We start from the raw sequence: 24,165 nt of genomic DNA, 5'->3' as shown, positions 1-24,165 counted from the left end.
CCGCCGACGCGTGACCGCCCCCCGCACGTAACCGCCCATCCCGCGTACGAGAAGCACGAGAGTCCGCCGCATGTACGAGCTGTCCCGGGTCCGTCTCTACTCCATCGGTCCGGCAGGTGCCCGCTACGCCGACACCGTCCTGGACCTGCGTGGAGTCGGCGCGCCCGTGCCGCATCCCGCTCCCACCCAGGCGGAGTTCTTCGAGGACGAGCCGGTCGGCCCGCCGCGCCGCCCCGCCCCCGCGGGCGTGCTCTTCCTGGAGAACGGCGGAGGCAAGTCCGTCCTCCTCAAGCTGATCTTCTCGGTCATGCTCCCCGGCCACCGCAACACCCTCGGCGGCGCGAGCTCCGGCGTGCTGCGCAAGTTCCTCCTCGCCGACGACTGCGGCCACGTCGCCCTGGAGTGGCAGCACACCCTCACGGGTGACCTGGTCGTCGTCGGCAAGGCCAGCGAGTGGCGTGGCCGCCAGGTCTCCAACGACCCGCGCAAGTTCGCCGAGGCCTGGTACTCCTTCCGCCCCGGTCCGGGGCTCAGCCTCGACAACCTCCCCGTCGCCGAGGCCACTTCCGTGCGCCCGCCGGTCGAGGGCGCCTCCGGCGCCTCCGGCCGCCGTCGCACCATGAAGGGCTTCCGCGACGCGATCACCGAGGCGGGCAAGGCCTATCCGCACCTGGAGGTCTACTGGGAGGAGATCCACGACCGCTGGAACGAGCACCTCGGCGACCTCGGGCTCGACCCCGAACTCTTCCGCTACCAGCGGGAGATGAACGCCGACGAGGGCGAGGCCGCCGGCCTCTTCGCGGTCAAGAAGGACTCCGACTTCACCGACCTCCTGCTCCGCGCCGTCACCGACACCCGCGACACGGACGGCCTCGCCGACCTCGTCGGCGGCTTCGGCAACAAGTTGGGCCGCCGCGCCGAACTCACCGCCGAGCGGGACTTCACGGCCGGCTCCGTCGACCTGCTCACCCGCATCGTCGAGGCCGCCGAGACCCGTGCCCGCGCGCGCGACGTGCACGCCGGGGCCGAACGCCGCACCCGCACTCTGGCCCGCCGGCTCTCCGCCCGCGCCGCCCTGGAGCGCGGCCGGGTCGCCGAGCTCGCCGAGCAGGTCACCTCCGCCGCCCACGCCGTCTCCGAGGCCGAGGACGCCCGCGGCCGCAGCGCCCTCATCGCCGCCGAACTCGCCTACCGACACGCCTCGCTGGCCCTGACCGCCGCCGAGAAGGGTGCCGCGTCCCAGCGCCGCGAGCTCACCGACGCCCGCACCCTGCACTCCGCCTGGCAGGCCGCCGAGTCCGTGCTCCGGCACCGCGCCGCGAGCGACCGCTCGACCCGTGTCGCCGCCGCCATCCGCGAGGCCGAGCGCGATGCCGCCCCGGCGCTCGCCGCCCGCGCCAAGGCCGCCGCCGATCTGGTCCGCGCCCTCGCCTCGGCCGCCGAGGAGGGCGAGCGGCAGGCCGTCGAGGAGGAGGAGCGTTCCGCCGCCCTCCAGGAGGCAGGCGAGACCGCCCACCGCGACGCCACCGCCGCCGCCACCGAGGCCCAGCGTGCCCGCAGCGAGGCGGGCCACCTGCGCCAGCGTCTCGCCGAGGTCGAGCAGGAGACCGCCGAGGCCGTCCGGGCCGGCTGGCTCGACGACTCCGCCCCCGACGCCGACCCGGCGCGCGCCGCCCTCGCGGCGAGCGACGCCGAGAAGACCACGGTCGCCGCCTGGGACGTGGCCCGTGACGCCGCCCGCTCGGCCTCGGAGCGCGCCCGGGAGACCGCCGCCGCCGAGTCCCGCGCCGAACTCGCCGCCGCCCGCGCCTCGGACGCGGCCGAGGCCGCCGAGAACGCCTACGACGCCGAGCGCCGCGCCGCCGAGTCCCTGGCCGCCGACCCGCGCCTGGCCGAACTCCTCTCCCTGCCGAGCACGGGCCAGGGCACCGGCCCCGGTACGGTCCAGAACACGGGCCAGAGCACCGGCTCCCCGCTCCCCGGCCAGCGCGCGGGCGACGCCCCCAGCCCCGCCCCCGACGCGACCGCCTCCGGCACGACGCCCGGCACCGCCCCCGGCGCCGCCTTCGGCCTCGGCGCGGCCCCCGACGGCGGCCCGCTCACCGTCACCGACTTCGACCGGTACGCCGACGAGCTGCGCGCCCTGCTCGACCGGTCCATCGCCTCCGCCGAACGCCAGCTCTTCGACCTGCGCACCGCCGCAGCCGACGACAACCGCATCCTCGGCGCCCTCGGCGACGGCGGCCTGCTGCCGCCCGGGCCCGACGTCCTCGCCACCGTGGAGTTCCTCGGCGAGCACGGCATCCCCGCCCTGCCCGGCTGGCGCTACCTCGCCCAGGCCGTCGACCCGGCCGACCACGCCGCCGTCCTCGCCGCCCGCCCCGAGCTCGTCGACGGCGTCGTGATCACCGACCCCGTCTCGTACGGCCGCGCCCGCGAGGTCCTGAGCGGCGCCGCCCTGCTGCCCCGCTCCACCGTCGCCGTCGGTACCGCCGCCGCCCTGCTCGCCCCCGTACCGGCGCAGGCGTCAGGTCAGGAGACGGACGTCTTCCTCGTGCCGCCGAACCCGGCCATGCACGACGAGCACGCCGCCGACGAGGAGCGCCAGGCGCTGCGCAGCCGCGCCACCGCCCGCGACGAGGAGATCCGTTCGCTGGCCGCCCGGCTCACCGGCGACCGCTCCCTGGCCGCCCGGATCGGCTCCTGGCGCGCCGACTGCCCGCCCGGCATGCTCGCCGAGCTGGCCGCCGTCGCCGCGTCCGCACGCACCGCCGCCGAGACCGCGGTCGCCGTCCTCACCGAGGCCCGTACGGTCCGCGCGGAGGCCGACGAGGCCGCCGCCGACGCCGCCCGGGTCCGCGACGAGCGCCAGGAGGCCGCCCAGCGGGCCCGCCGCGCCGCCGACGCGCTCGCGGGCCTCGCCTACCGGCTGCGCGAGCGGTCCGCCTGGCAGGCCAAGCTGCGCGAACTCGCCGACGACGCCGCCGAGTCGGAGGCCCGCGCCCAGACCTGCCTGGAGCGCGCCCGCGCCGCCGACGAGGACCGGCGCGCCGCCCAGCGCACCGCCGACGACGCCCACCGCACCGCCCGCGCCCTGCGCGCCGAGCGCGCCGAGATCGCCGGTGCCCCCGAGAACCTGCCGGAGGCGGACGCCGACGCCCCCCGCGTCGCGCTCCCCACCCTCCGCGAGGCGTACCGGGCCGCCTCCCAGGTCTACGAGAAGGTCGGCGTCGGCGCCGACCTGCGCGCCGAACAGGCCCGTGCCGAGAGCGACGAGTCCGCCGCCCTCGCCGAGCTCGACCGGCTCACCAACAAGGTCCGCACCCGCGCCGAACAGCTCCTGGAGTCCATGGACGGCGCCGACGGCCCGTCCCGCCAGGCCGCCGCCGCCCGCGCCGAGGCCCTGGTGCAGAAGCTGGAGACGCGCGCCACCGAGGCGAGCGAGAGGCTGGGCCGCCTCCGCGGCGAGGCCGAGCGGCTCGCCCCTGAGGACGGCGAGGCGCACACCGAGCTGCCCGAGGAGCTGATCCCGGCCGACGCGGAGCACGCCCAGGGCCTGCTCCGCACCGCCACCACCGAACTGGGCGTCCGCACCGACGCCCTGGAGGCGGCCCGCTCCGCCCACACCGGTCTGCTCCAGGCCCACCGGGCCGCCGAGGACGCGACCGGCGGTTTCGACGAGACCGCGGCGCTCCTGCGTGACCTGCTGCGCGACCACGCGGAGGAGGAGCAGGAGGACCCCGAGCCGTACCCGGGCCCGCTGGCCGAGGCCCGCGACGCGGCTGCGGAGGCCCGCCGTTCGCTGCGCGGCTGCGCCGCCGACCTGTCGGCCGCCGACGCGGCCGTCCGCGAGGCCGGCGACATCCTCGTACGGCATGCCAACGCGACCCGCTTCGAGCAGGTGCGCACCCCGGCCCGGCAGCAGATCCGCGAACTGCCCGCCGCCGCGCTGCCGGAGCACGCCGCGAAGTGGGCCGAGGCGTTCGCGCCCCGGCTGCGGGTGCTGACCGACGAGCTGGAGCAGCTGGAGCGCAACCGCGACTCGATCGTGGACCGCCTGCGGGGCCTCGTCGAGTCCTCGCTGACCACCCTGCGTTCGGCCCAGCGGCTCTCCCGCCTGCCCGAGGGGCTGGGGGAGTGGTCCGGGCAGGAGTTCCTGCGGATCCGCTTCGAGGAGCCCGACCAGGCCACGCTCACCGAGCGCCTCGGCGAGGTCGTCGACGAGGCGACCCGCGCCGCCGTCCGGAAGAACTCCGACCTGCGCCGGGACGGCATGTCCCTGCTGCTGCGCGGGGTCCAGGCGGCGCTCGAACCGCGCGGCATCGCGGTCGAGATCCTCAAGCCGGACGCGGTGCTGCGCGCCGAGCGCGTCCCCGTCGGCCAGATGGGAGACGTGTTCTCCGGCGGCCAGCTGCTCACCGCCGCCATCGCCCTCTACTGCACGATGGCCGCGCTGCGCTCCAACGACCGGGGCCGCGACAAGCACCGCCACGCGGGCACGCTCTTCCTCGACAACCCGATCGGCCGCGCCAACGCCACGTACCTGCTGGAGCTCCAGCGGGCCGTGTCGGACGCGCTGGGCGTCCAGCTGCTGTACACGACCGGCCTGTTCGACACGACCGCGCTCGCCGAGTTCCCGCTGGTCATCCGGCTGCGCAACGACGCGGACCTGCGCGCGGGCCTGAAGTACATCAGCGTGGAGGAGCACCTGCGCCCGGGGCTGCCGCAGCCGAGCGCGGAGGGCGAGGCGATCCACGGCGAGATCACCGCGACCCGCATGTTCCGCCGTACGCCCGACGCCGCGGTGTCCGCCGCGACGGAGTAGCCGAGCGCACGAACGGCGAGTGGCCCGGCCCCCGAAAGGGGACCGGGCCACTCGCCGTCCATCCGACCGTCAGGCCGTCCGTCAGGCCGCCTCGGACAGCCGTTCCGCCGGCTGATCGCCGCGCCGTTGCCGTGCCGTGCTGCTCGGCTCCGACACGACCCCGTTGCGCTGCCGCCACACCTGTCGCGTGATCCATACGTCGAGCACGCTCCAGGTCGCCGCCACGGTGCTGATCACCGCGGTGACCGTGACCGGGAAGGCCAGCCAGGATCCGGTGACCGAGCAGAAGAAGGCGACCATCGCCTGAATCAGCGTCACCGAGGTCAGCATCACCGCGCGGACGGCGGCCGTCCGCACGGGGTCGGGCATGCGCCCGCGCCCCTTCTTGTCCTCCACCCACAACTGCCGAACCGGCCGCGCCTCGTGTTCCATAGCGCTGTCACTCCCCACCACCGACGTCTTCAAGGTGGCTGTTGCCCGTCTTGAGCCGCTTTACGCGGACACAATCCACCCCGTACAGAATGACGTACGGGGGAGGGTAAAGGTTTCGCCGGGGTGCCCCTCAGATCTCCGTCGAGCCAGGGTCGAGTGACGGTCGAGCCGCCGTCGATCCACGGTCGAGCCGCTGTCGATCCAAGGTCGAGCCACCGTCAGGCCTTCGACCTGGAGACCGGAACGAGCAATTCCAGCCATCTGTTCGGGTCGGGAATGTGGCGTCCTGTCAGGTGTCCTGCGCCACACTGCCGGAACCCAACTCCCCGAATACCAGGACATCTCATGATCAACACTCACTCGACAGGCTGAAAATCGCCCGGACGCGTCTTCGAGATGGCTGTGATGCAGTAGTAGGCTCGCGCCGCCGTTTGTTGAAACTGAAGGTTGACGCCGCGTGTTGACGCCGGGCGTGACGACGTGAGTGACCTCCGTGGCCGCGGAGGCCGAGGTGGGGGAGGCCATGCGCTTTCGCGGGAAGTCCATCCGCAGGAAGATCGTGGCGTTGCTCCTGGTGCCGCTCGTCTCCCTCACCGGACTGTGGGGTTTCTCCACGGTCCTCACCGGCCGTGAGGCCCGCCAGCTCCTCGACGTCGGCTACATCGTCGACAAGGTCGGCTACCCGCTGGAGGACACCGTCCGTGTCATCCAGAAGGAACGCCGCGAGTCCCTCGTCTACCTCGCCGACCCCCGCGCCTCCGACGCGCTGACCAAGCTGCGCGAGCAACGCGAGGCCACCGACCGGCAGATCACCCTCATCCGCCGCAACGCCGCCGACTCCGGCGTCCGCTCCGAGATGAACCCGGTCACCGCCCAGCGCCTCGCCTCGCTCCTCGACGCCCTCGACGGCCTCTCCTCACTGCGCCGCTCCGTCGAGAACCGCGACATCGGACGCCTCCAGGCCCTCGACTTCTACAACCGGCTCGTCGACCCCTGCTACAGCCTCCTCCTCACCCTCCATGCCCTGGAGAACGTGGAGATGGACAAGCAGGGCCGCGCCCTCGTCGGCATCGTCCGGGCCCGCGAGGCCCTGTCCCGCGAGGACGCCCTGGTCCTCTCCTCCCTCATAGCCGAGCGGGTCACGGCCGAGGAGATCCGCGCGATCTCCGACCTCGTCGCGGCCCGCGAAGTCCTCTACGAGTTCAACCTCGAAGTCCTGCCCGGCAGCGAGCGCGAGCGCTTCGAGAAGTACTGGCGCAGCCCCGAGACCGCCCCGCTGCGCAAGGCGGAGGAGGCGGTCATCACCGCCGGCCCCACCGACCGGCCCCGCGCCGTCGCCCCGCAGGCCTGGTCCGAGCAGGCGACCTCGGTCCTCGACGACCTCGCCACCGAGAACACCGCCGCCGGCGACCGCTACCAGGACCGCGTCCAGCCCGCCGCGTACAGCGTCCTCCTCAAGGCGGGCGTCGCCGGCGTCCTCGGCTTCGTCGCCCTGCTCGTCTCCGTCATCGTCTCCGTCCGCATCGGCCGCGAACTCGTCCGCGACCTGCGCCGGCTGCGCAAGGAGGCCCAGGAGGTCTCCGGCGTGCGCCTGCCCAGCGTCATGCGCCGCCTCGCCGCCGGCGAACACGTCGACGTCGAGACCGAGGTGCCCCACCTGCGGTACGACGACGACGAGGTCGGCCAGGTCGGCCAGGCCCTCAACACCCTCCAGCGCGCCGCCGTCGAGGCCGCCGTCAAGCAGGCCGACATGCGCCGCGGGGTCTCCGAGGTGTTCGTCAACCTCGCCCGCCGCAACCAGGTCCTGCTCCACCGCCAGCTCACCCTCCTCGACACCATGGAGCGCCGCACCGAGGACACCGAGGAGCTCGCCGACCTCTTCCGGCTGGACCACATGACCACGCGCATGCGCCGCCACGCGGAGGGCCTGGTGATCCTCTCCGGCGCCGCCCCCTCTCGCCAGTGGCGCAAGCCCGTCCAGCTCATGGACGTCGTCCGCGCCGCCGTCGCCGAGGTCGAGGACTACGAGCGCATCGAGGTCCGCCGGCTGCCCCGGCTCGGTGTCGGCGGCCCGGCCGTCGCCGACCTCACCCACCTCATCGCCGAACTCCTGGAGAACGCCACGGTGTTCTCGCCCCCGCACACCGCCGTGCAGGTGCTCGGCGAGCGGGTCGCCAACGGCTTCACCCTGGAGATCCACGACCGCGGCCTCGGCATGAACCCCGACGCCCTCCTCGACGCCAACCTGCGCCTCGCCGAGACCCCCGACTTCGAACTCTCCGACACCGACCGGCTCGGCCTCTTCGTCGTCAGCCGGCTCGCCCAGCGCCAGAACGTGCGCGTGTCGCTCCAGCCCTCCCCGTACGGCGGGACCACCGCGGTCGTCTTCATCCCCGCCGCACTGCTCACCGACGCCCCCGAGACCCAGGGCGCCGGCTTCCGCCTCGACCGCAAGACCACCGACCGCGACGGCGCCGACGGCGTGGCGGGGCTGCCCATCCGCCGCCCGGTTCTCACCAAGGTGCCCGACCCGGCCCTCGAACCCGCCGTCCCGCTGCTCGACGGCCCCGTCGAACTGGAAGCCCCGCTCGGCGCCGACGGTTTCGACGACCTGCTCGGCGGCGCGGCCGACCTCCTCGACACCGACAGCGAGCGCGGCGGCCTGTTCCGGGCCCGCGAGCACCGCCGCCGAGGCGACCAGCACCAGCAGACCCCCGACCAGACCGGCGGCCGCGCCGGCGGCTCCCGCGCCGACGACGAGCCGCCGGCCGACCCGGTGCGGCTGCCCCGCCGCCGCCAGCCGACCCTCGTCGTCGACCGCGGCCGCCGCCTGGACGAGCCGGGCCGCGCCCACCCCGCCCCGAGCGCCCCGGAGGACGGTGACACGATGGAGCTGGCCCGCGTGCCGCACCCCGCGCCCGTGCCGCCGCAGGGCACCGGGCCCACGCTCGTCCCCGTACCGCAGGAAGGGCCCGCTCCGTTCGGCGGGCTGCCCCGCCGGGTCCGCCAGGCCAGCCTCGCGCCCCAGCTGCGCGAGGACGGCGGCCGCGCCGAGGACCAGCCGGCCGCGACGGGCTCCGCCGCCGAGACCGACTCCTTCGAGCGCGACGCCGAGGAGGTGCGCAGCCGCATGGCCTCCATGCAGCGCGGCTGGCAGCGCGGACGACGGCACAACGCCGAAACGACAGCACCAGGAACGACACCCGAGGGGGACGGTCGATGACCGCACCGAACGCCGCAGCAACCCACAGCTCCGCCCACGGCAACGGGGAGCTGAACTGGCTCCTCGACGAACTGGTCCAGCGCGTCGGCTCCATCCGCAAGGCCCTGGTGCTCTCCAGCGACGGCCTGCCCACCGGCGCCTCGCAGGACCTCTCCCGTGAGGACGGCGAGCACCTCGCCGCCGTCGCCTCCGGCTTCCACAGCCTCGCCAAGGGCGTCGGCCGCCACTTCGAGGCGGGCAGGGTCCGGCAGACCGTCGTCGAGCTGGAGGACGCCTTCCTCTTCGTCACCGCCGCCGGCGACGGCAGCTGCCTCGCCGTGCTCGCCGACGCCGACTCCGATGTCGGCCAGGTCGCGTACGAGATGACCCTGATGGTCAAGCGGGTCGGCGTGCACCTCGCCACGGCGCCCCGTACCGGGCTGCCCAACGGCGGATGAGGTGGAGGGGGACGGCATGAGTGACCCAGAGCAGTCCCACGAGGACACGCCCGGCCACTGGTTCGACGCCGACGCGGGCCCCGTGGTCCGCCCGTACGCCATGACCCGTGGCCGGACGAGCGCCGCGACCCGCCACCGCCTCGACCTGATCGCGGTGGTGGTGCCCGAACCGGCCGCCGACGACCCCGGCCGCGACCAGACGCTGTCCCCCGAGCATGTGGAGATCGTCGAACGCTGCTCGGAGCAGCCGCAGTCGATCGCCGAACTCGCCGCCGGACTCGACCTCCCCGTCGGGGTGGTACGGGTCCTCGTCGGCGATCTCGTCGACGACGAGCTCGTCCATGTGACCCGCCCCGTTCCGCCGGCCGAACTGCCGGACGTGAGCATCCTTCGCGAGGTGATCAATGGCCTTCGGGCGCTCTAGCCGCAAGCAGCCGCCGGTCGAGCCGGTCACGCTGAAGATTCTCGTCGCGGGAGGCTTCGGGGTCGGCAAGACCACGCTGGTCGGCGCGGTGAGCGAGATCCGGCCGCTGCGGACGGAGGAGATCCTCAGCGAGGCCGGCCGGCCCGTCGACGACCTGCACGGCGTCGAGACCAAGTCGACCACCACCGTCGCCATGGACTTCGGCCGGATCACGCTGCGCGAGGACCTGGTCCTCTACCTCTTCGGCACCCCCGGACAGGACCGCTTCTGGTTCCTGTGGGACGAGCTGGCGCAGGGTGCCCTCGGCGCGGTCGTCCTCGCCGACACCCGGCGCCTGGAGGACAGCTTCGCCGCCATCGACTACTTCGAGCGGCGCGGCATCCCCTTCACGGTCGCCGTCAACTGCTTCGAGGGCTCCCGCCGGTTCCCGGCCGAGAGCGTCCGCGGCGCGCTCGACCTCGACCCCGAGGTCGAACTGCTGATGTGCGACGCCCGCGACCGGGAGTCCGTCAAGAACGTCCTGGTCGCCGTCGTCGAACACGCCCTGGTCCTGGCGGACCGGGGACGGGCGGCGGTCAGCGGCTAGGACACGGCCGGGCTCCGTGGGCCCCCAGGCCTCAGCGGACCGCGACCACCGCAGAACCGTGCCCGAACAGGCCCTGGTTGGCGGTGATCCCGGTCCGCGCCCCCGGCACCTGCCGGGCGCCGGCCGTGCCGCGCAGCTGCCAGGTCAGCTCGCAGACCTGCGCGATGGCCTGCGCCGGTACCGCCTCTCCGAAGGAGGCGAGGCCGCCGCTCGTGTTGACCGGGACGCGCCCGCCGAGCGCCGTCACCCCGTCCCGGAGCAGTTTGGCGCCCTCGCCCGCCCCGCACAGGCCGATGTCCTCGTACCACTCCAGCTCCAGGGCCGTGGACAGGTCGTACACCTCCGCCAGTGACAGGTCCTCGGGACCGATCCCCGCCTCCTCGTACGCCGCCTTGGCGATCGACGCGCGGAAGGAGTGCGGAGCGGGGGAGACCACGGCGGCCGAGTCGGTCGCGATGTCGGGCAGGTCCAGGACCGCCTTCGGATACGTCGGGGTGACCGTGGACACCGCGCGGATACGGACCGGATCCGGGTGCCCGTGCCGCCGGGCGAACTCCATGCTCGACAGCACGAGCGCCGCACCCCCGTCCGAGGTCGCGCAGATGTCGAGCAGCCGCAGCGGATCGGCGACCACCGCCGAGGCGGCCACCTCCGCCGCGCTCACCGGCTTGCGGTAGCGGGCCAGCGGATTGAGCGCGCCGGCCGCCGCGTTCTTCACCTTGACCTGCGCGAAGTCCTCGGGCGTGTCCCCGTACAGGGCCATCCTGCGCCGGGCGTAGAGCGCGAAGTACGCCGGGTTGGTCGCGCCGAGCACTCGGAACCGCAGCCAGTCCGGATCGTCGGGCCGCTCCCCGCCCGCCGGGGCGAAGAAGCCCTTGGGCGCCGAGTCCGCGCCCACCACGAGGACCACGTCCGCGAGCCCGCCGAGGATCTGCGACCGGGCGGTGTTGACGGCCTGCGCCCCCGAGGCGCAGGCCGCGTAGACGCTGGTGACCCGCGCCCCCTGCCAGCCGAGCGCCTGGGCGAAGGTCGCCCCCGCCACGTGACCCGGGTAGCCGCTCCGCATGGTGTTGGCCCCGACGATGGAGCCGACGTCCGGCCACCGCAGGCCGGCGTCGGCGAGCGCGGCGCGTGCGGCGGCCGTCCCGTAGCCGACGAAGCCGCGTCCCCACTTGCCCCACGGGTGCATTCCGGCGCCGAGCACCGCGATGTCGTTCACGCCGTCCCCTCCTCGTCCCGGTCCTGGGCCTGGCCCTGGTCCCGGTCGTGGGCCTGGTCCTCGTCCCCGTCCGCAGACGGGGACCGCCCGGTGACCGGCCGCCAATGCCAGGTGGTCCAGATGTGCTCGTCGTCCTCGTTGAGGACACCCGGCACGAGCTCCATCTCGTCCCCGATCGCCAGATCGGCCGTGCGCACGCCCGGCGCGGCCTGGCCGAGGACCACCATGGCCTCGGCCGCCAGCTCCACCGCGACGAGGGTGTACGGCTCCCAGGGCGCCTCCGGGTCGGAGACGTACGGGGCCGGCGGCCGGTAGCGGCCGTCGGTGAACGACCAGATCCGGCCCCGCCGGGAGAGCGGGGTCTCCGTCAGCTCGCCGCCGCCGGGGCAGCCGGGGTTGCGGCAGGTGTCGTCCTCCCGGGGGAAGAACACCGAGGCGCAGGCCGTGCAGCGGGTCCCGAGCAGCCGGAACCCCCCGTCCGGGACGGATCCCTCGGCGTCGTCGGTGAACCAGCCGGCCACCACCGGCCTGCGCGTCCGTGCCATGTGAAGGCCTCCCGCTGTCCGATACCGCGATCCCGTCCCATGACCTGACGGTGCGTCAGGAGTGTGGCACGTGCCGACCGGCGACGGAAGACGTCAGTGGCCCGCCACCGACCGGCGCGCCACGGGGAAGTCGAAGAACGTCGCCGGGAACGGCTCCGGCTTGAAGGTGTAGTGCCACCACTCCTCCGGCAGGTTCACGAACCCCTGCTCCGCCAGCGCGCCCCTGAGCAGATCCCGGTTGGCGCGCTGGACGCCGGTGATCCTGGGGTCGTCGGTGTGCGACAAGGTGTCGAAGCAGTCGAAGCCCGTCCCCATATCAACCGAATTATCCGGGAACCGCTCCGCCTGCGGCCGGAAGCACTCCACCTGCGGCTCACCCGGCACGTACGGGCGGGTCGGCACGGCCGGCAGGCGCACGATCGTCAGATCCACCGTCGAGCCCCTGCTGTGCCCGGACTTCTCGGCGATGTACCCGTCCGCGAACAGCCTCGACTTGTCGACCAGCGGATAGAACTCCTTCTTCATCCGCTCGTCGGCCAGGTCCTTCGCCCAGCGCACGAAGTGGTCCACGGCCCGCTGCGGCCGGTAGCAGTCGTACACCTTCAGCGTGTAGCCCCGGGAGAGCAGCCGGACCTGCGCGCGGTGCAGGGCCTCCGCGGCCGGCCGGGTCAGGATGCACACCGGCTGCCGGTAGCCGTCGACCCGCTCGCCCACGAAGTCGTGCTCCGTGGTGTAGCGCATCTCCTGGACGATCGTCGGATCCACCCGGTCGAGCGCCACGAACTCCTGCGGCGCCTTGGGCTCCGGCACGGCACCGGCCGGGGGCACACCCGCGGTGGCGGCGAGCAGACCGGCGGCGGCCAGCACGCCGAGGGCACGGAAAGCGGAGGCAAGTCCAGTCAGTCGAGTCATGGCAACCGTCTACCAGTAACGGCAGCGCCGGGAAAGGGAGATCGCATACGGTCGGCCCGTGACCGACTCCTCCGCGCACTCCCACTGCTCCAGCTGCGGCGCCCGCTACCCGGCCGACGCCGCCTGGCCCCGCACCTGCGCCGTCTGCGGCACCACCGCCTACCGCAACCCGCTGCCCGTGGCCGTCGCCCTCCTCCCCGTGACCGGCCCCGACGGCACCGGGCTCGTCGTCATCACCCGCACCATCGAGCCCCAGGCCGGCCGGGTCGCCCTGCCCGGCGGATTCGTCGACTTCGGCGAGGACTGGCGCGAGGCCGTCGTCCGCGAACTGCGCGAGGAGACCGGCATCCAGGCCGCCGCCACGGACGTCCGTCTCGCCGACGCCCTCAGCTCCCCGGCCGGCCACCTCCTCGTCTTCGGCCTCCTCCCGCCTCGCCCGGCCGCGACCCTCCCGGCCTCGACCCCGACCGACGAGACGTCCGGACACCATGTGATCCACGCCGCCGAGCAGCTCGCCTTTCCGTTGCATACGGAGGCGGTGCGGAGGTACTTCGCGGGGGCGTACGCGTAGGGGAGGGGGAGGGGCGCAGGTTGGATCCAATAACCGATATCCATATTCCGGCATCCGATATTCGACATCCGGGTTATCGGATATTGGATATCGGATCCCATCCCGCTCAGCCCTCCAGCCCCCGCACCCGCACCGGCAGCCCCGCCTCCTCCGGGCCCCGCTCCGTCACCCGCTCCACCACGACCCGCCCGTCCACCAGCCGCGACTGGTACCGGTCGACCTCCGCGGGCTCCCAGCCGTCGCCGTTGTCGCGGACGACGAGGCCGCCGCCCGTGCGGCCCGCGGCGGGGGCCCACACCTCCAGGGACAGTTCGCCGCGCTCGTCCCGCACCGGAATCACCGCGCCCGCGCGGGCGAGTACCGGCACCCGGGACAGCGGCGCGTCGAGCAGGACCTGCCCCGGGCCGTCGTACGCCCGTCCGGTCGCCGTGTCGTACCAGCGCCCGCGCGGCAGCCGTACGGCTCGCCGGTCCGTGCCCCCCGACAGCACCGGGGCCACCAGCAGGGAGTCGCCGAGCAGGAACGCGTCCTCGCAGTCCCGCAGCGCCCGGTCCTCCGGGGTGCCCCACCAGACGGGGCGCACGTACGGCGCGCCCGTCAGCCGCGCGAGCCGGGACAGGGTCACGAAGTACGGCCGCATCCGCTCCCGTTCGGCGAGCGCCGCCCGCGCGTGCTCCAGGACCTCCGGCCCGAACTCCCAGGGCTCGCGCCGCCCCGCGTCGATCGCCGCATGGGTACGGAAGAGCGGCAGCCACGCCCCCAGCTGGTACCACCGCAGGAACAGCTCCGGCGACGGGCTCCCGTCGAAACCGCCCACGTCGGGCCCCGAGTACGGCACCCCGCACAGCCCGAGCCCCAGCACCAGCGCCAGCGAGGCCCGCAGCCCCGGCCACCCCGACGACACGTCGCCCGACCAGGTCCCGCCGTACCGCTGCATCCCCGCCCATCCCGAGCGCGAGAACAGGAAGGGCCGCTCCTCGGGCCGCAGCCGCCGCAGCCCCTCGTACCCCGCGCGGGCCATGGTGAGCCCGTACACGTTGTGCGCCTCGCGATGGTCCCCGCCCCGGCCCTCCAGGCTGTGCCGGGCCGAGCGGGGGAGCGTACGGTCGCCGAAGGGGGCGAAGGACACCGGCTCGTTCATGTCGTGCCACACCCCGGAGAAGCCCTGCCGCAGCCGCTCCTCGTACAGACCGCCCCACCACTCCCGCGCCCCCGGGTCGGTGAAGTCCGGGTACGCGCACTCGCCGGGCCACACCACCCCGCGCACCTCCTCGCCCCGGTCGTCCCGCACGAACGCCCCGGCGGCCCGCCCGCCGTCGTACACCGCGTCGCCGGGCTCCGCCTTCACCGCCGGGTCCACGATCGACACCAGCCGCACCCCGCGCTCCCGCAGCTCCTTCGCGAGCCCGGGCAGGTCCGGGAACCGCTCCCGGTCCACCGTGAAGACCCGGTGCCCGTCGTAGTGGTCGATGTCCAGGTGCAGCGCGGACAGCGGCAGCCCCCGGTCCCGGTAGCCGTCCACCACCCGCCGCACCTCCCGCTCGCTGCCGAAGCCCCAACGGGCGTGCTGCGGCCCGAGCGCCCAGGACGGCGGCAGCGCCGGCGCCCCGGTCAGCGTCGCCCAGCCGTGCAGCACGCGCGCGGGCGTGCCGACCACCACCCAGCACCGCAGCGGCCCGCCGTCCATCCGCACCTCGCTCGTCCCCGGACGGTCGTGCCCCGACCCGGCGCCCTCCTCGCCCTCCGCGAGCAGCACCCGTCCGTCCCAGGAGTTGTCGTGGAAGGCGAGATGCGTCCCCGCGTCCGCCACCACCAACTGCACCGGCATGGTGATGTAGAGCGGGTCGTCGCCGGGGGAGAAGCCGCCGCCGGGATCGGTGTTCCACAGCCGGTACGAGCCGTCCCGCAGGCGCGGCCCGGCCGCCCGCCCGCCGAGGCCGAAGAACCGCGCGTCCGCGGCCACCTCGCTGCGCTGCACCCAGCGCGCCTGACCGCCGCCCACCGGCTCCCACCAGCGCGGCGGCAGGTCCCGGCGCAGCACCACCCCGCCCGGCGTGCGCACCTCCACCGCCCCGTGCCGGGACACGGCCACGGTCACCCGCTCCGACACCACCCGCCAGCCGCCCTCGGTGTCCGGCTCCAGGACGGCCCGCGGGTCGGGCTCGGGCGGCTCACCGGCCAGCGCGTACGAGGGGAGCGGCTCCGCCCCGTCCCAGCCCCAGAAGACGGTGCCGCCCGCCGACACGGAGATGTGCAGCTCGGAGCGGGCGAAGCGGACGATCCCGCCGCCCGGCATCGGCTCCACCGCACCCATCGGACCCGGCACCCGGGCCCGTTCCGCCCCCCTCGGCGGCAGCGCCCGCGCGTCGGTGCGGCGCTGCCGCCACGCCGCCCGCGCCGCACGCAGTCCCTGCACCGAACCCAGCACCTTCACCGAGCGCACCAGCTCACGACCGTCCATGACGCTCACCCTGCCATCCGGACCACGGCGCGAGAGCTTCGTTCAACTGCCGTTCACCCGTGGTGGGAGCACATATTCAGGTGCCTGACCATGGGCGGGGAACCCTGGTGCGATCGCCCCTCACATGGCATCGTCCCTGTCAGCCGCGTCACGCGCACACCCCAGCACGTGCGCGGGACACACGCAGACCCCGCGTACAGCCAGGGAGCCACAGCATGACATCAGCGCAGACCGAGCCGCTTTGGCAGCCTGACGAGGACCGCGTCGCCGCGGCCGCCGTCACCCGCTTCCAAGCCTGGGCCGCGGAGCGCCACGGCGCGCCCGCCGAGGGCGGCTACCCGGCCCTGCACCGCTGGTCCGTCGACGAGCTGGAGACCTTCTGGGCCGCCGTCGCCGAGTGGTTCGACCTCCGCTTCTCGACCCCGTACGAGCGGGTCCTCGGCAGCCGTGACATGCCCGGCGCCGACTGGTTCCCCGGCGCCACCCTCAACTATGCCGAGCACGCGCTGCGCGCCGCCGAGGAGCGCCCCCACGACACCGCGCTGCTCCATGTGGACGAGACACATGACCCCACGCCGGTGACCTGGGCCGAACTCCGCCGCCAGGTCGGCTCGCTCGCCGCCGAACTGCGCGGGCTCGGCGTCCGCCCCGGCGACCGGGTCAGCGGCTACCTGCCCAACATCCCCGAGTCCGTCGTCGCGCTGCTCGCGACCGCCGCCGTCGGCGCCGTCTGGACCTCCTGCGCCCCCGACTTCGGCGCCCGCAGCGTCCTGGACCGCTTCCAGCAGGTCGAGCCCGTCGTCCTGTTCACCGTCGACGGCTACCGCTACGGCGGCAAGGAACACGACCGCCGCGACACCGTGCGCGAGCTGCGCGCCGAACTGCCCTCGCTCCGCGCGGTCGTCCACATCCCGCTGCTCGGCACCCCCGCCCCCGAAGGCGCCCTGGCCTGGGCCGAGCTCACCGCCGCCGACACCGAGCCCGAGTTCGAGCAGGTCCCGTTCGCCCACCCCCTGTGGGTGCTGTACTCCTCGGGCACCACCGGCCTGCCCAAGGCGATCGTGCAGTCCCAGGGCGGCATCCTCGTCGAGCACGTCAAGCAGCTGGGGCTGCACTGCGACCTCGGCCCGGACGATGTGTTCTTCTGGTACACCTCCACCGGCTGGATGATGTGGAACTTCCTCGTCTCCGGCCTCCTCACGGGCACCACCGTCGTCCTGTACGACGGCAGCCCCGGCTACCCCGACACGGGCGCCCAGTGGCGCGTCGCCGAGCGCACCGGCGCCACCCTGTACGGCACCTCCGCCGCGTACGTGATGGCCTGCGCGAAGGCCGACGTCCACCCGGGCCGCGACTTCGACCTGTCCCGTGTGAAGTGCGTGGCCACCACGGGCTCCCCGCTGCCCCCGGACGGCTTCCGCTGGCTCCACGACGAGGTCCGCGAGGACTTGTGGATCGCCTCCGTCAGCGGCGGCACGGACGTCTGTTCCTGCTTCGCGGGCGCCGTGCCCACCCTCCCGGTCCACATCGGCGAGCTCCAGGCCGCCGGCCTCGGCACCGACCTGCAGTCCTGGGACCCCTCGGGCAAGCCGCTCATCGGCGAGGTCGGCGAACTGGTCGTCGCCAACCCCATGCCGTCGATGCCGATCCACTTCTGGAACGACCCCGACGGCAGCCGCTACCGCGACAGCTACTTCGAGATGTTCCCCGGGGTGTGGCGCCACGGCGACTGGATCACGATCACCGACCACGGCTCGGTCGTCATCCACGGCCGCTCCGACTCCACCCTGAACCGCCAGGGCGTCCGGATGGGGAGCGCCGATATCTATGAGGCCGTCGAGCGCCTCCCGGAGATCCGGGAGTCCCTCGTCATCGGCCTGGAGGAGCCGGACGGCGGCTACTGGATGCCGCTCTTCGTCCACCTCGCCGAGGGCGCCACGCTCGACGAGGAGCTGATCGGCCGCATCAAGAGCACGATCCGCACCGAACTCTCCCCGCGTCACGTCCCCGACGAGATCATCGAGGTCCCCGGTGTCCCGCACACCCTGACCGGCAAGCGGATCGAGGTCCCCGTCAAGCGCCTCCTCCAGGGCACCCCGATGGAACGGGCCGTCAACGCCGGCTCGGTCGACAACCTCGACCTGCTGCGCTTCTACGAGGAGCTGTCCCGCACCCGCACCGGCAAGTAGCGAGCAGGACGGGCGAAGGGCCCCGCGCACCCGCGCGGGGCCCTTCGCCCGCTCCTCGTTCATCCCCCGTACGTGGCCTGCGCGTCGCCGAGCACCGCGGCGAAGTCCGCGGCGAGCCGCCGCGCGTCGGCCGGGAGCAGTGTCGCCGTCGTGATCCGCACGCCGGTGGGCGCCGTGATCCGGAAACGGGCACCGGCGGCCACCCACCAGCCCTGCGTCCGCAGCCCGTTCACCACCGCCGATTCGTCCCGCACCGGCACCCACACGCTCAGCCCGCTGGGCCCGGTCGAGCGGATACCGTACGCGTCGAGGGCGCCGATCAGGGCCCGCCGCCGCTCCGTGTACGCGGCTTCGCCAGCCGCGACGAGCCGGGTGACCCCGGGGTCGGTGAGCAGCCCGGCGACCGTCTCCTGAAGGACATGGCTGACCCAGCCGGACGTCATCAGCATCCGCCCGTCGTGCCGGGCGAGCGTCACCGGATCGCCGGCCACTCCGGCCCACCGCAGGTCGATGCCCAGGTGCTTGGAGACCGTCCGCACCTGCGCCCAGCGCTCCAGGCCGGCCGCCGCCAGGGAGACCGCGGAGGCGCCCGAGATCTCCGCGTTGTGGTCGTCCTCGACCACCAGCACCTCGGGGAACTCCCGTAGCAGTGCCACGAGTTCGTCCCGCCGCTCCGGCGTGAAGCACGCCCCGGTGGGGGACTGGCCGCGTGGGCTGCACAGCACGGCCCGCACCCCGGCGCGCAGCGCGGCCCGCAGGGCGTCGGGTGCCATCCCGGCAGGGTCCACGGCGACCGGCACCATCCGCAGCCCCAGGGCCGGTACCAGGTCGAGGAGATGGTGGAACCCGGGGTCCTCCACCGCCACGGCGTCCCCGGGCCGCAGCTCCGTGGAGAGCAGCCGGGCCACGCAGTCGAGAGCCCCGTGCGCGAAGGTCACCCGCTCCGCCGGTACGCCGTCCCGGGCGAACCACGCCCGGGTCAGCTCCTCCAGGGCCGCGAGCCGGGGCGCCGCGCGGTGCGAGCCGTACACCGGCCGTACCTCGGCGGGGGGTCTGAGCACCGGCAGGAACGCGGGGTCGGGGTGGCCGCCGGCCAGGTCCACCAGGCCCTCCGGTACCCGCGGCGGACGCCGGGACGCGACGGAGGGGGCCTCGGCGACCACCGTGCCGCCACGGCCGCGGGTGACCACGAGGCCGCGCTGCCGCAGCTCCTTGTACGCCGTCGCGACCGTCCCCGGACTGACGCCCAGCTCGTCGGCCAGCCGCCGTACGGGAGGCAGCGCGTCACCCGGCGCGAGCTCGCCCTCGGTCACCCCGCGCTCGACGGACGCGGCAATGCCCTTGGCTGTCGTCCCCTGGATCGAATATTGTGCTGCCACGTACATAACTATGTATCAGTACATAACTCGCGTCAAGGGGGAACCGAGTGAACCGCACGACCTGGCACCGCGCCGCGCTCGACCGCGTACCCGGAGGCCGCGACGGCCGCCGCATGCTCCTGGTCAGCGTCATCGACAAGACCGGAACAGGCCTCTGGGCAGGCTGCACCGCGCTCTACTTCACCTACGTCTCCGGCCTCGGCCTCGGCCAGGTCGGCCTCCTCATGACCGTCGCCGGCGGCGTCGGCATCGCCGGCGCCCCCCTCGCGGGCCGCCTCGCCGACCGCTTCCCCCTCGTCCACGTCATCGTCGGCGCCCAACTCATGCGCGGCGTGGCCCTGCTCGCCCTCCTCACCACCGACAACTTCCTCCTCCTCACCCTCTACTCCGCCCTCGGCGCCCTCCCCGACCGCGCCGGCAGCGTCCTCATCAAGCTCTACGCGGCCCGCATCGCGGGACCCGACCGCGTCCGCTACCAGGCCATCCAACGCACCACCGTCAACATCGGCTGGTCCATCGGCGGCCTCGGCGCCGCCGCCGCCCTCGCCACCGGCAGCCCGCGCGCCTACGGAGTCCTCCTCGTCGGCAACGTCCTCACCTACCTGGTGATCGCCGCCCTCACCCTGCGCTGCACCGAACCCCCCGCCCCCTCCCGCACCGTCGCCACCTCGGACGACACCCCCAAGGACCGACCCACCAGCCCCTGGCGCGACCGCACCTTCCTCGCCTACACCGCCACCGAGGCCGCCCTCTTCCTCGACGACACGATCCTCCAGGTCGCCGTACCCCTCTGGATCGTCCACGCCACCGCCGCCCCCGTGGGCCTCGCCCCGCTGCTCCTGGTCCTCAACACCGTCCTCGTCGTCCTCTTCCAGGTGCCCCTCTCCCGATTCGGCGCGACCGCCCAGGCGGCCCGAAGCCTCCTCGTCCCCCTGTCCGGGCTCTTCGTCGTCGGCACCCTCGCCCTCGCCGCCTCCGCGGCCGGCGGACGCACCCTCGCCATCACGGCCCTGGCCGTCGCCGTCATCGCCCTCACCTTCGCCGAGATCATCCACGCGACCGCCTCCTGGGAACTCTCCGTCGCCCTCGCCCCCGCCGAGGCCCAGGGCGCCTACCTCGGCGTCCACGGACTCGCACAATCCACCCAGCGCTTCGCCGGCCCCCTGCTCGTCACGGGCGTCATGTCGGCCGGCCCCCTCGCCTGGCCCCTCCTCGGAATCGCCCTGGTCGGAGCCGGCGCCGCCCAGCACCGCGTGATCCGCGACCGCGTCACACCCCCGGCCCAACCGTCACTGTCAGTGCCCACGGTTACGGTGAGTGAGCACTGATCGACAGAGCTCAGGGGGAGACATGACCCACCACCGCACCACGGAGACCCTGCGCCGCGCCCTGCGCAGCGAGGTACCCAGCACCGTCGCCCTCCTCGCCGACGAGGAGGACTTCACCACCATGCGCCAGTACGAGACCTTCGCCTTCGACGACCACACCCGCTACCTCGCCCACGTCGAGGACCTCCTGCGCACCCTCGCCGCCGAAGGCGGACTCACCACCCTCGCCCTCTTCGACCCCGAGGAGTTCGCCGACTACTGCGCCGACACCGGCCTCGACCCCGACCACCCCACCAGCCGCAGCCGCTACACCGCCGAACGCGCCGCGACCGGCGCCCGCCTCACCTACACGGGCCAGCCCCTCGCCACACTCGTCCCCGTCCTCGTCGACACGGCCGTGCGCCGAGCCACCTGGGAGTACGCGACGATGCTCCTCACCGACGCCGGCACCTGCGCCGACTGCGGCAAGGACATCGGCCACGCCTCCTTCGAGCGCGCCTCCCGCCTCCTCGTACACCTCCTCGACACGGCGGGACCCGGCACCCACCACCTCGTCTGCAGCATCCCCGCGGGAGAGGAACAGCTCCTCGCCGTCCTCCACACCACCCGCGACACCACAGGCCCCGCCCGCCTCGACAGCTCCGAAGGCGCCGAGTTCGTCACCGTCCTCGCCACCGGCATCGCCCTCGGCACCCCCGGCGGAGTCGTCCTGCGCACCCACGCCCCCGACGCCCCCGCCCGCCTCCACGGCTGGCGCCTCCACCAAGGCCGCCTCCACCCCCTCACCGAGGCCGAGGTCTTCGACGCCTACTGCACCGACGCTCGCACGGGGGAGCCCATCTCCCCGGAACCCGACGTCGACTACCGCGCCGGATTCCCCCTCACCCTCGACGACGACACCCATCCCCACTGACACGCCAAAGGGGCTCCCCGACACCTGAGTGACGGGAAGCCCCTTCGACGACCTACGTCGGCAGGCCGGGGATCACTCCCCGGACAGCACCGCCTGCGCGGCCATCCGCGCGTCGTGCGCGGTGTCCGCGGCACGCGCCGCGGCCGCCGCGCGCTCGCACTGCGCGAGCGTGTACTTCGCCAGCGTCGCCCGCACATACGGAATCGACGCCGCACCCATCGACAGGGAGGTCACACCGAGCCCCGTCAGCACACAGGCCAGCAGCGGATCCGACGCCGCCTCACCACAGACACCACAGCTCTTGCCCTCGGCCTTGGCCGCCTCGGCGGACAGCGCCACCAGGTCGAGCAGCGCCGGCTGCCACGGGTCCTGCAGCCGGGACACCGCACCGACCTGACGGTCGGCGGCGAAGGTGTACTGCGCGAGGTCGTTCGTGCCCAGCGACAGGAACTCGACCTCCTGCAGGATCGAGCGAGCCCGCAGCGCGGCGGACGGGATCTCCACCATCGCGCCGAACTTCGCCCGCAGCCCCGCCTCACGGCACGCGTCGGCGAACGCCTTCGCATCCGTACGGTCGGCCACCATCGGCGCCATGACCTCGAGGTACACCGGCAGACCCTCGACGGCCTTCGCCAGCGCCGTCAGCTGGGTCCGCAGCACCTCCGGGTGGTCCAGCAGCGTCCGCAGACCCCGCACACCCAGAGCCGGGTTCGGCTCGTCCGCCGGAGTCAGGAACTCCAGCGGCTTGTCCGCGCCGGCGTCCAGCACCCGCACGACCACACGGCCCTCGGGGAACGCCTCGAGCACCTTGCGGTACGCCTCGATCTGCTTCTCCTCCGACGGCGCGTGCTTGCTGTCGTCGAGGAAGAGGAACTCCGTACGGAACAGACCGACACCCTCGGCACCGGCGTCGACCGCCGCGGGTACGTCAGCCGGACCGCCCACGTTCGCGAGCAGCGGCACCTTGTGCCCGTCCGACGTGGCACCAGGACCACTGGAGGCGGAGAGCGCGGCCTTGCGCGCCTCGGCGGCCTTCGTCAGCTCCGCCTTCTTCTCCTCGCTCGGCTCCACGAAGATCTCACCGGTGGAACCGTCCACCGCGACGACCGTGCCCTCGGCCAGCTCACCCGCACCCGGCAGCGCGACCACGGCCGGCACACCGAGCGCCCGCGCGAGGATCGCGCTGTGGCTGGTAGGCCCGCCCTCCTCGGTCACGAAACCGAGCACCAGAGCCGGGTCGAGCAGCGCGGTGTCGGCGGGGGCAAGATCCCGCGCGATCAACACGTACGGCTCGTCGCTGTCCGGCACACCGGGCATCGGCACACCGAGCAGGCGCGCCACGATCCGGTTCCGCACGTCGTCCAGGTCGGCCACCCGGCCGGCCATGTACTCACCGGCACCCGCGAGGAGCTCCCGGTAGTGCGAGAACGCGTCGTAGATGCCGCGCTCGGCCGTGCTGCCCACCACGATCCGGCGGTCGACGTCGGCGATGAGCTCCGGGTCCTGGGCGATCATCGCCTGGGCCTCGAGCACGGCCTGCGCCTCGCCGCCCGCCAGATTGCCGCGCGCAATCAGGTCGGCAGCAACAGCCTCCACGGCCTGACGGGCGCGCCCCTGTTCGCGCTCCGCCTCCTCGGCCGGGATCTGCTTGGCCGGCGGCTCGAGAACCGCCGTGCCCATGTGCCGGACCTCGCCGATCGCCACTCCGTGGCTGACACCGACGCCTCGCAGCGTTGTCTCCATCTCACCCGTCTCCGATAGAGCGGCGGCCAGGGCCGCCGCGTTGAATGTCGTACGCGGACTCGTCACAGGGACGAGCCGGCGGTCAGTTCCAGCCGAAGAGCGCGTCGCCGGCCTTCACTTCGCCGTCTTCGACGAGAGAGGAGAGGGAGTCCGCGGTGGCCTCCAGGGCCACGATGGGACAGATGGGGGACTTGCCGGCGGCCTCGACCGCGGCCGGGTCCCAGCGGACGACTTCCTGTCCGCGGGTCACCGTGTCGCCCTTGTTCACGAGGAGCTCGAAGCCCTCGCCGTTGAGCTGGACGGTGTCGATCCCGAGGTGCGTGAGCACCCCGTGACCCTGCTCGTCGACGACGACGAACGCATGGGGGTGGAGCGAGACGACGACACCGTCGACGGGCGAGACGGCCGCGGAGGGCTCACGCACGGGGTCGATGGCGGTGCCGGGACCGACCATCGCGCCGGAGAAGACGGGGTCGGGTACTGCGGCGAGTCCGATGGCGCGTCCAGCGAGTGGCGACGACACGGATGTCATGGGAAGCCTCCCAGGGGCGGAGATTGTGTGGCGCCGTCACTACCTGTCCTGGACGGCGTACTGTTCAGAAGCCTAAGTCATGAGAAGTCCTAGTTCCGCACGAGACGTACCAGTTGGTGGACCTAGGACTACCCGGAAACGATTTGCCTCTAGTGGCGGTGGGATGTACTGTCGTACTCCTGCTTGACCCCAACGCGGCTTTGAGTCGTGGGTCGGCAGCACCTATCAAGTCAGATCCTAACCCCAGTGGTCTACACCTCTGCGTGCTCGCAGACGGAGTGGTCGGGGGGAGCGAAAAAGCCTGGTAGTGTTTGACCCCGCCGGAAGGGCCGAAAAGCGAAAGCGAAATTCGGACCGGAAAGCACCGAGGAAATCGGATCGGAAAGATCTGATAGAGTCGGAAACGCAAGAACGAAGGAAGCGCCCGGAGGAAAGCCCGAGAGGGT

At 73.6% G+C, this 24,165-nt stretch carries 16 protein-coding genes and 1 pseudogene; 9 read left to right on the top strand and 8 right to left on the bottom strand.

Going from position 1 to position 24,165, the window contains the following annotated elements:
- Positions 1-70 precede the first annotated feature (70 nt).
- Positions 71-4,825: a hypothetical protein gene (locus ACZ3ZE_RS30850; RefSeq protein ID WP_467261533.1), complete on the top strand. Its 4,755-nt coding sequence runs from the start codon at positions 71-73 to the stop codon at positions 4,823-4,825.
- Between the two features lie 81 nt (positions 4,826-4,906).
- Here the strand turns inward: ACZ3ZE_RS30850 and ACZ3ZE_RS30845 are convergent, their stop codons facing one another.
- A complete protein-coding gene (locus tag ACZ3ZE_RS30845; protein ID WP_361169152.1) occupies positions 4,907-5,257 on the bottom strand; it encodes a hypothetical protein in 351 nt (116 codons plus the stop codon).
- A gap of 523 nt (positions 5,258-5,780) precedes the next feature.
- Here ACZ3ZE_RS30845 and ACZ3ZE_RS30840 point away from each other — a divergent pair.
- The 4 genes from ACZ3ZE_RS30840 to ACZ3ZE_RS30825 are packed head-to-tail and all read left to right on the top strand — an operon-like array spanning position 5,781 to position 9,927.
- Positions 5,781-8,480, top strand: coding sequence for a sensor histidine kinase (locus ACZ3ZE_RS30840; RefSeq protein WP_467261531.1), 2,700 nt, complete (start codon positions 5,781-5,783; stop codon positions 8,478-8,480).
- Positions 8,477-8,917: a roadblock/LC7 domain-containing protein gene (locus tag ACZ3ZE_RS30835; protein ID WP_361169146.1), complete on the top strand. Its 441-nt coding sequence runs from the start codon at positions 8,477-8,479 to the stop codon at positions 8,915-8,917. Before ACZ3ZE_RS30840 ends, ACZ3ZE_RS30835 begins: the two co-directional genes overlap by 4 nt.
- A 16-nt stretch (positions 8,918-8,933) precedes the next feature.
- Positions 8,934-9,341 (top strand): DUF742 domain-containing protein, encoded by a 408-nt coding sequence (locus ACZ3ZE_RS30830; RefSeq protein WP_361169143.1) that lies wholly within the window; start codon positions 8,934-8,936, stop codon positions 9,339-9,341.
- On the top strand, positions 9,322-9,927 hold the full coding sequence (locus ACZ3ZE_RS30825) for a GTP-binding protein (protein WP_361169140.1): 606 nt from the start codon (positions 9,322-9,324) through the stop codon (positions 9,925-9,927). The genes ACZ3ZE_RS30830 and ACZ3ZE_RS30825 overlap by 20 nt, the downstream gene beginning before the upstream one ends.
- 31 nt (positions 9,928-9,958) lie before the next feature.
- Here ACZ3ZE_RS30825 and ACZ3ZE_RS30820 read toward each other — a convergent pair whose 3' ends face one another.
- From ACZ3ZE_RS30820 to ACZ3ZE_RS30810, 3 genes and pseudogenes are all read right to left on the bottom strand, one after another.
- Positions 9,959-11,146, bottom strand: coding sequence for a lipid-transfer protein (locus tag ACZ3ZE_RS30820; RefSeq protein ID WP_361169137.1), 1,188 nt, complete (start codon positions 11,144-11,146; stop codon positions 9,959-9,961).
- 83 nt (positions 11,147-11,229) lie between these two features.
- Positions 11,230-11,691: pseudogene (locus ACZ3ZE_RS30815) on the bottom strand (Zn-ribbon domain-containing OB-fold protein); the annotation flags it as partial.
- Positions 11,692-11,784: 93 nt separating this feature from the next.
- Complete coding sequence (locus ACZ3ZE_RS30810; protein WP_361170212.1) at positions 11,785-12,594, bottom strand: M15 family metallopeptidase; 810 nt, start codon at positions 12,592-12,594, stop codon at positions 11,785-11,787.
- Positions 12,595-12,661: 67 nt separating this feature from the next.
- Here ACZ3ZE_RS30810 and ACZ3ZE_RS30805 point away from each other — a divergent pair, with 67 nt between their 5' ends.
- Entirely contained in the window at positions 12,662-13,174 is a 513-nt protein-coding gene (locus tag ACZ3ZE_RS30805; protein WP_467261529.1) for an NUDIX domain-containing protein, read from the top strand.
- A 106-nt stretch (positions 13,175-13,280) separates the two neighbouring features.
- Here ACZ3ZE_RS30805 and ACZ3ZE_RS30800 read toward each other — a convergent pair whose 3' ends face one another.
- A complete protein-coding gene (locus ACZ3ZE_RS30800) occupies positions 13,281-15,635 on the bottom strand; it encodes a glycoside hydrolase family 31 protein (protein ID WP_467261527.1) in 2,355 nt (784 codons plus the stop codon).
- A 215-nt stretch (positions 15,636-15,850) separates the two neighbouring features.
- Between ACZ3ZE_RS30800 and ACZ3ZE_RS30795 the strand changes: the two genes are divergently transcribed.
- Entirely contained in the window at positions 15,851-17,824 is a 1,974-nt protein-coding gene (locus ACZ3ZE_RS30795) for an acetoacetate--CoA ligase (RefSeq protein ID WP_361180228.1), read from the top strand.
- A 59-nt stretch (positions 17,825-17,883) separates the two neighbouring features.
- Here the strand turns inward: ACZ3ZE_RS30795 and ACZ3ZE_RS30790 are convergent, their stop codons facing one another.
- Positions 17,884-19,203 carry an aminotransferase class I/II-fold pyridoxal phosphate-dependent enzyme gene (locus ACZ3ZE_RS30790; RefSeq protein ID WP_467261525.1) on the bottom strand — a complete coding sequence of 440 codons (1,320 nt, stop codon included), beginning with the start codon at positions 19,201-19,203 and terminating at the stop codon, positions 17,884-17,886.
- 47 nt (positions 19,204-19,250) lie between these two features.
- On the opposite strand from ACZ3ZE_RS30790, the gene ACZ3ZE_RS30785 reads away from it, so the two are divergent.
- Both ACZ3ZE_RS30785 and ACZ3ZE_RS30780 read left to right on the top strand, forming a co-directional pair.
- Positions 19,251-20,531: an MFS transporter gene (locus tag ACZ3ZE_RS30785; RefSeq protein WP_361180224.1), complete on the top strand. Its 1,281-nt coding sequence runs from the start codon at positions 19,251-19,253 to the stop codon at positions 20,529-20,531.
- A gap of 22 nt (positions 20,532-20,553) precedes the next feature.
- Positions 20,554-21,444, top strand: a complete 891-nt coding sequence (locus ACZ3ZE_RS30780) for a hypothetical protein (protein ID WP_361631027.1) — start codon at positions 20,554-20,556, stop codon at positions 21,442-21,444.
- A gap of 72 nt (positions 21,445-21,516) precedes the next feature.
- Here the strand turns inward: ACZ3ZE_RS30780 and ptsP are convergent, their stop codons facing one another.
- Both ptsP and ACZ3ZE_RS30770 read right to left on the bottom strand, forming a co-directional pair.
- Positions 21,517-23,187: a phosphoenolpyruvate--protein phosphotransferase gene (gene ptsP / locus ACZ3ZE_RS30775; RefSeq protein ID WP_361180218.1), complete on the bottom strand. Its 1,671-nt coding sequence runs from the start codon at positions 23,185-23,187 to the stop codon at positions 21,517-21,519.
- Between the two features lie 82 nt (positions 23,188-23,269).
- Positions 23,270-23,719: a PTS sugar transporter subunit IIA gene (locus ACZ3ZE_RS30770; RefSeq protein WP_361180215.1), complete on the bottom strand. Its 450-nt coding sequence runs from the start codon at positions 23,717-23,719 to the stop codon at positions 23,270-23,272.
- Positions 23,720-24,165: the final 446 nt, after the last annotated feature.

Source organism: Streptomyces sp. NPDC023157 (genome assembly GCF_055560575.1).
The sequence above is the reverse complement of the archived record's forward strand: the minus strand, read 5'-3'. Positions and strand labels throughout refer to the sequence as shown.

Bases quoted from the DNA above. Each gene is read 5' to 3' on its own strand.
- ACZ3ZE_RS30780 (WP_361631027.1), top strand. From the start codon at position 20,554: ATGACCCACCACCGCACCACGGAGACCCTGCGCCGCGCCCTGCGCAGC.
- ACZ3ZE_RS30770 (WP_361180215.1), bottom strand. From the start codon at position 23,719: ATGACATCCGTGTCGTCGCCACTCGCTGGACGCGCCATCGGACTCGCC.
- ACZ3ZE_RS30845 (WP_361169152.1), bottom strand. From the start codon at position 5,257: ATGGAACACGAGGCGCGGCCGGTTCGGCAGTTGTGGGTGGAGGACAAG.
- ACZ3ZE_RS30800 (WP_467261527.1), bottom strand. From the start codon at position 15,635: ATGGACGGTCGTGAGCTGGTGCGCTCGGTGAAGGTGCTGGGTTCGGTG.
- ACZ3ZE_RS30850 (WP_467261533.1), top strand. From the start codon at position 71: ATGTACGAGCTGTCCCGGGTCCGTCTCTACTCCATCGGTCCGGCAGGT.
- ACZ3ZE_RS30795 (WP_361180228.1), top strand. From the start codon at position 15,851: ATGACATCAGCGCAGACCGAGCCGCTTTGGCAGCCTGACGAGGACCGC.
- ACZ3ZE_RS30835 (WP_361169146.1), top strand. From the start codon at position 8,477: ATGACCGCACCGAACGCCGCAGCAACCCACAGCTCCGCCCACGGCAAC.
- ptsP (WP_361180218.1), bottom strand. From the start codon at position 23,187: ATGGAGACAACGCTGCGAGGCGTCGGTGTCAGCCACGGAGTGGCGATC.
- ACZ3ZE_RS30825 (WP_361169140.1), top strand. From the start codon at position 9,322: ATGGCCTTCGGGCGCTCTAGCCGCAAGCAGCCGCCGGTCGAGCCGGTC.
- ACZ3ZE_RS30830 (WP_361169143.1), top strand. From the start codon at position 8,934: ATGAGTGACCCAGAGCAGTCCCACGAGGACACGCCCGGCCACTGGTTC.
- ACZ3ZE_RS30840 (WP_467261531.1), top strand. From the start codon at position 5,781: ATGCGCTTTCGCGGGAAGTCCATCCGCAGGAAGATCGTGGCGTTGCTC.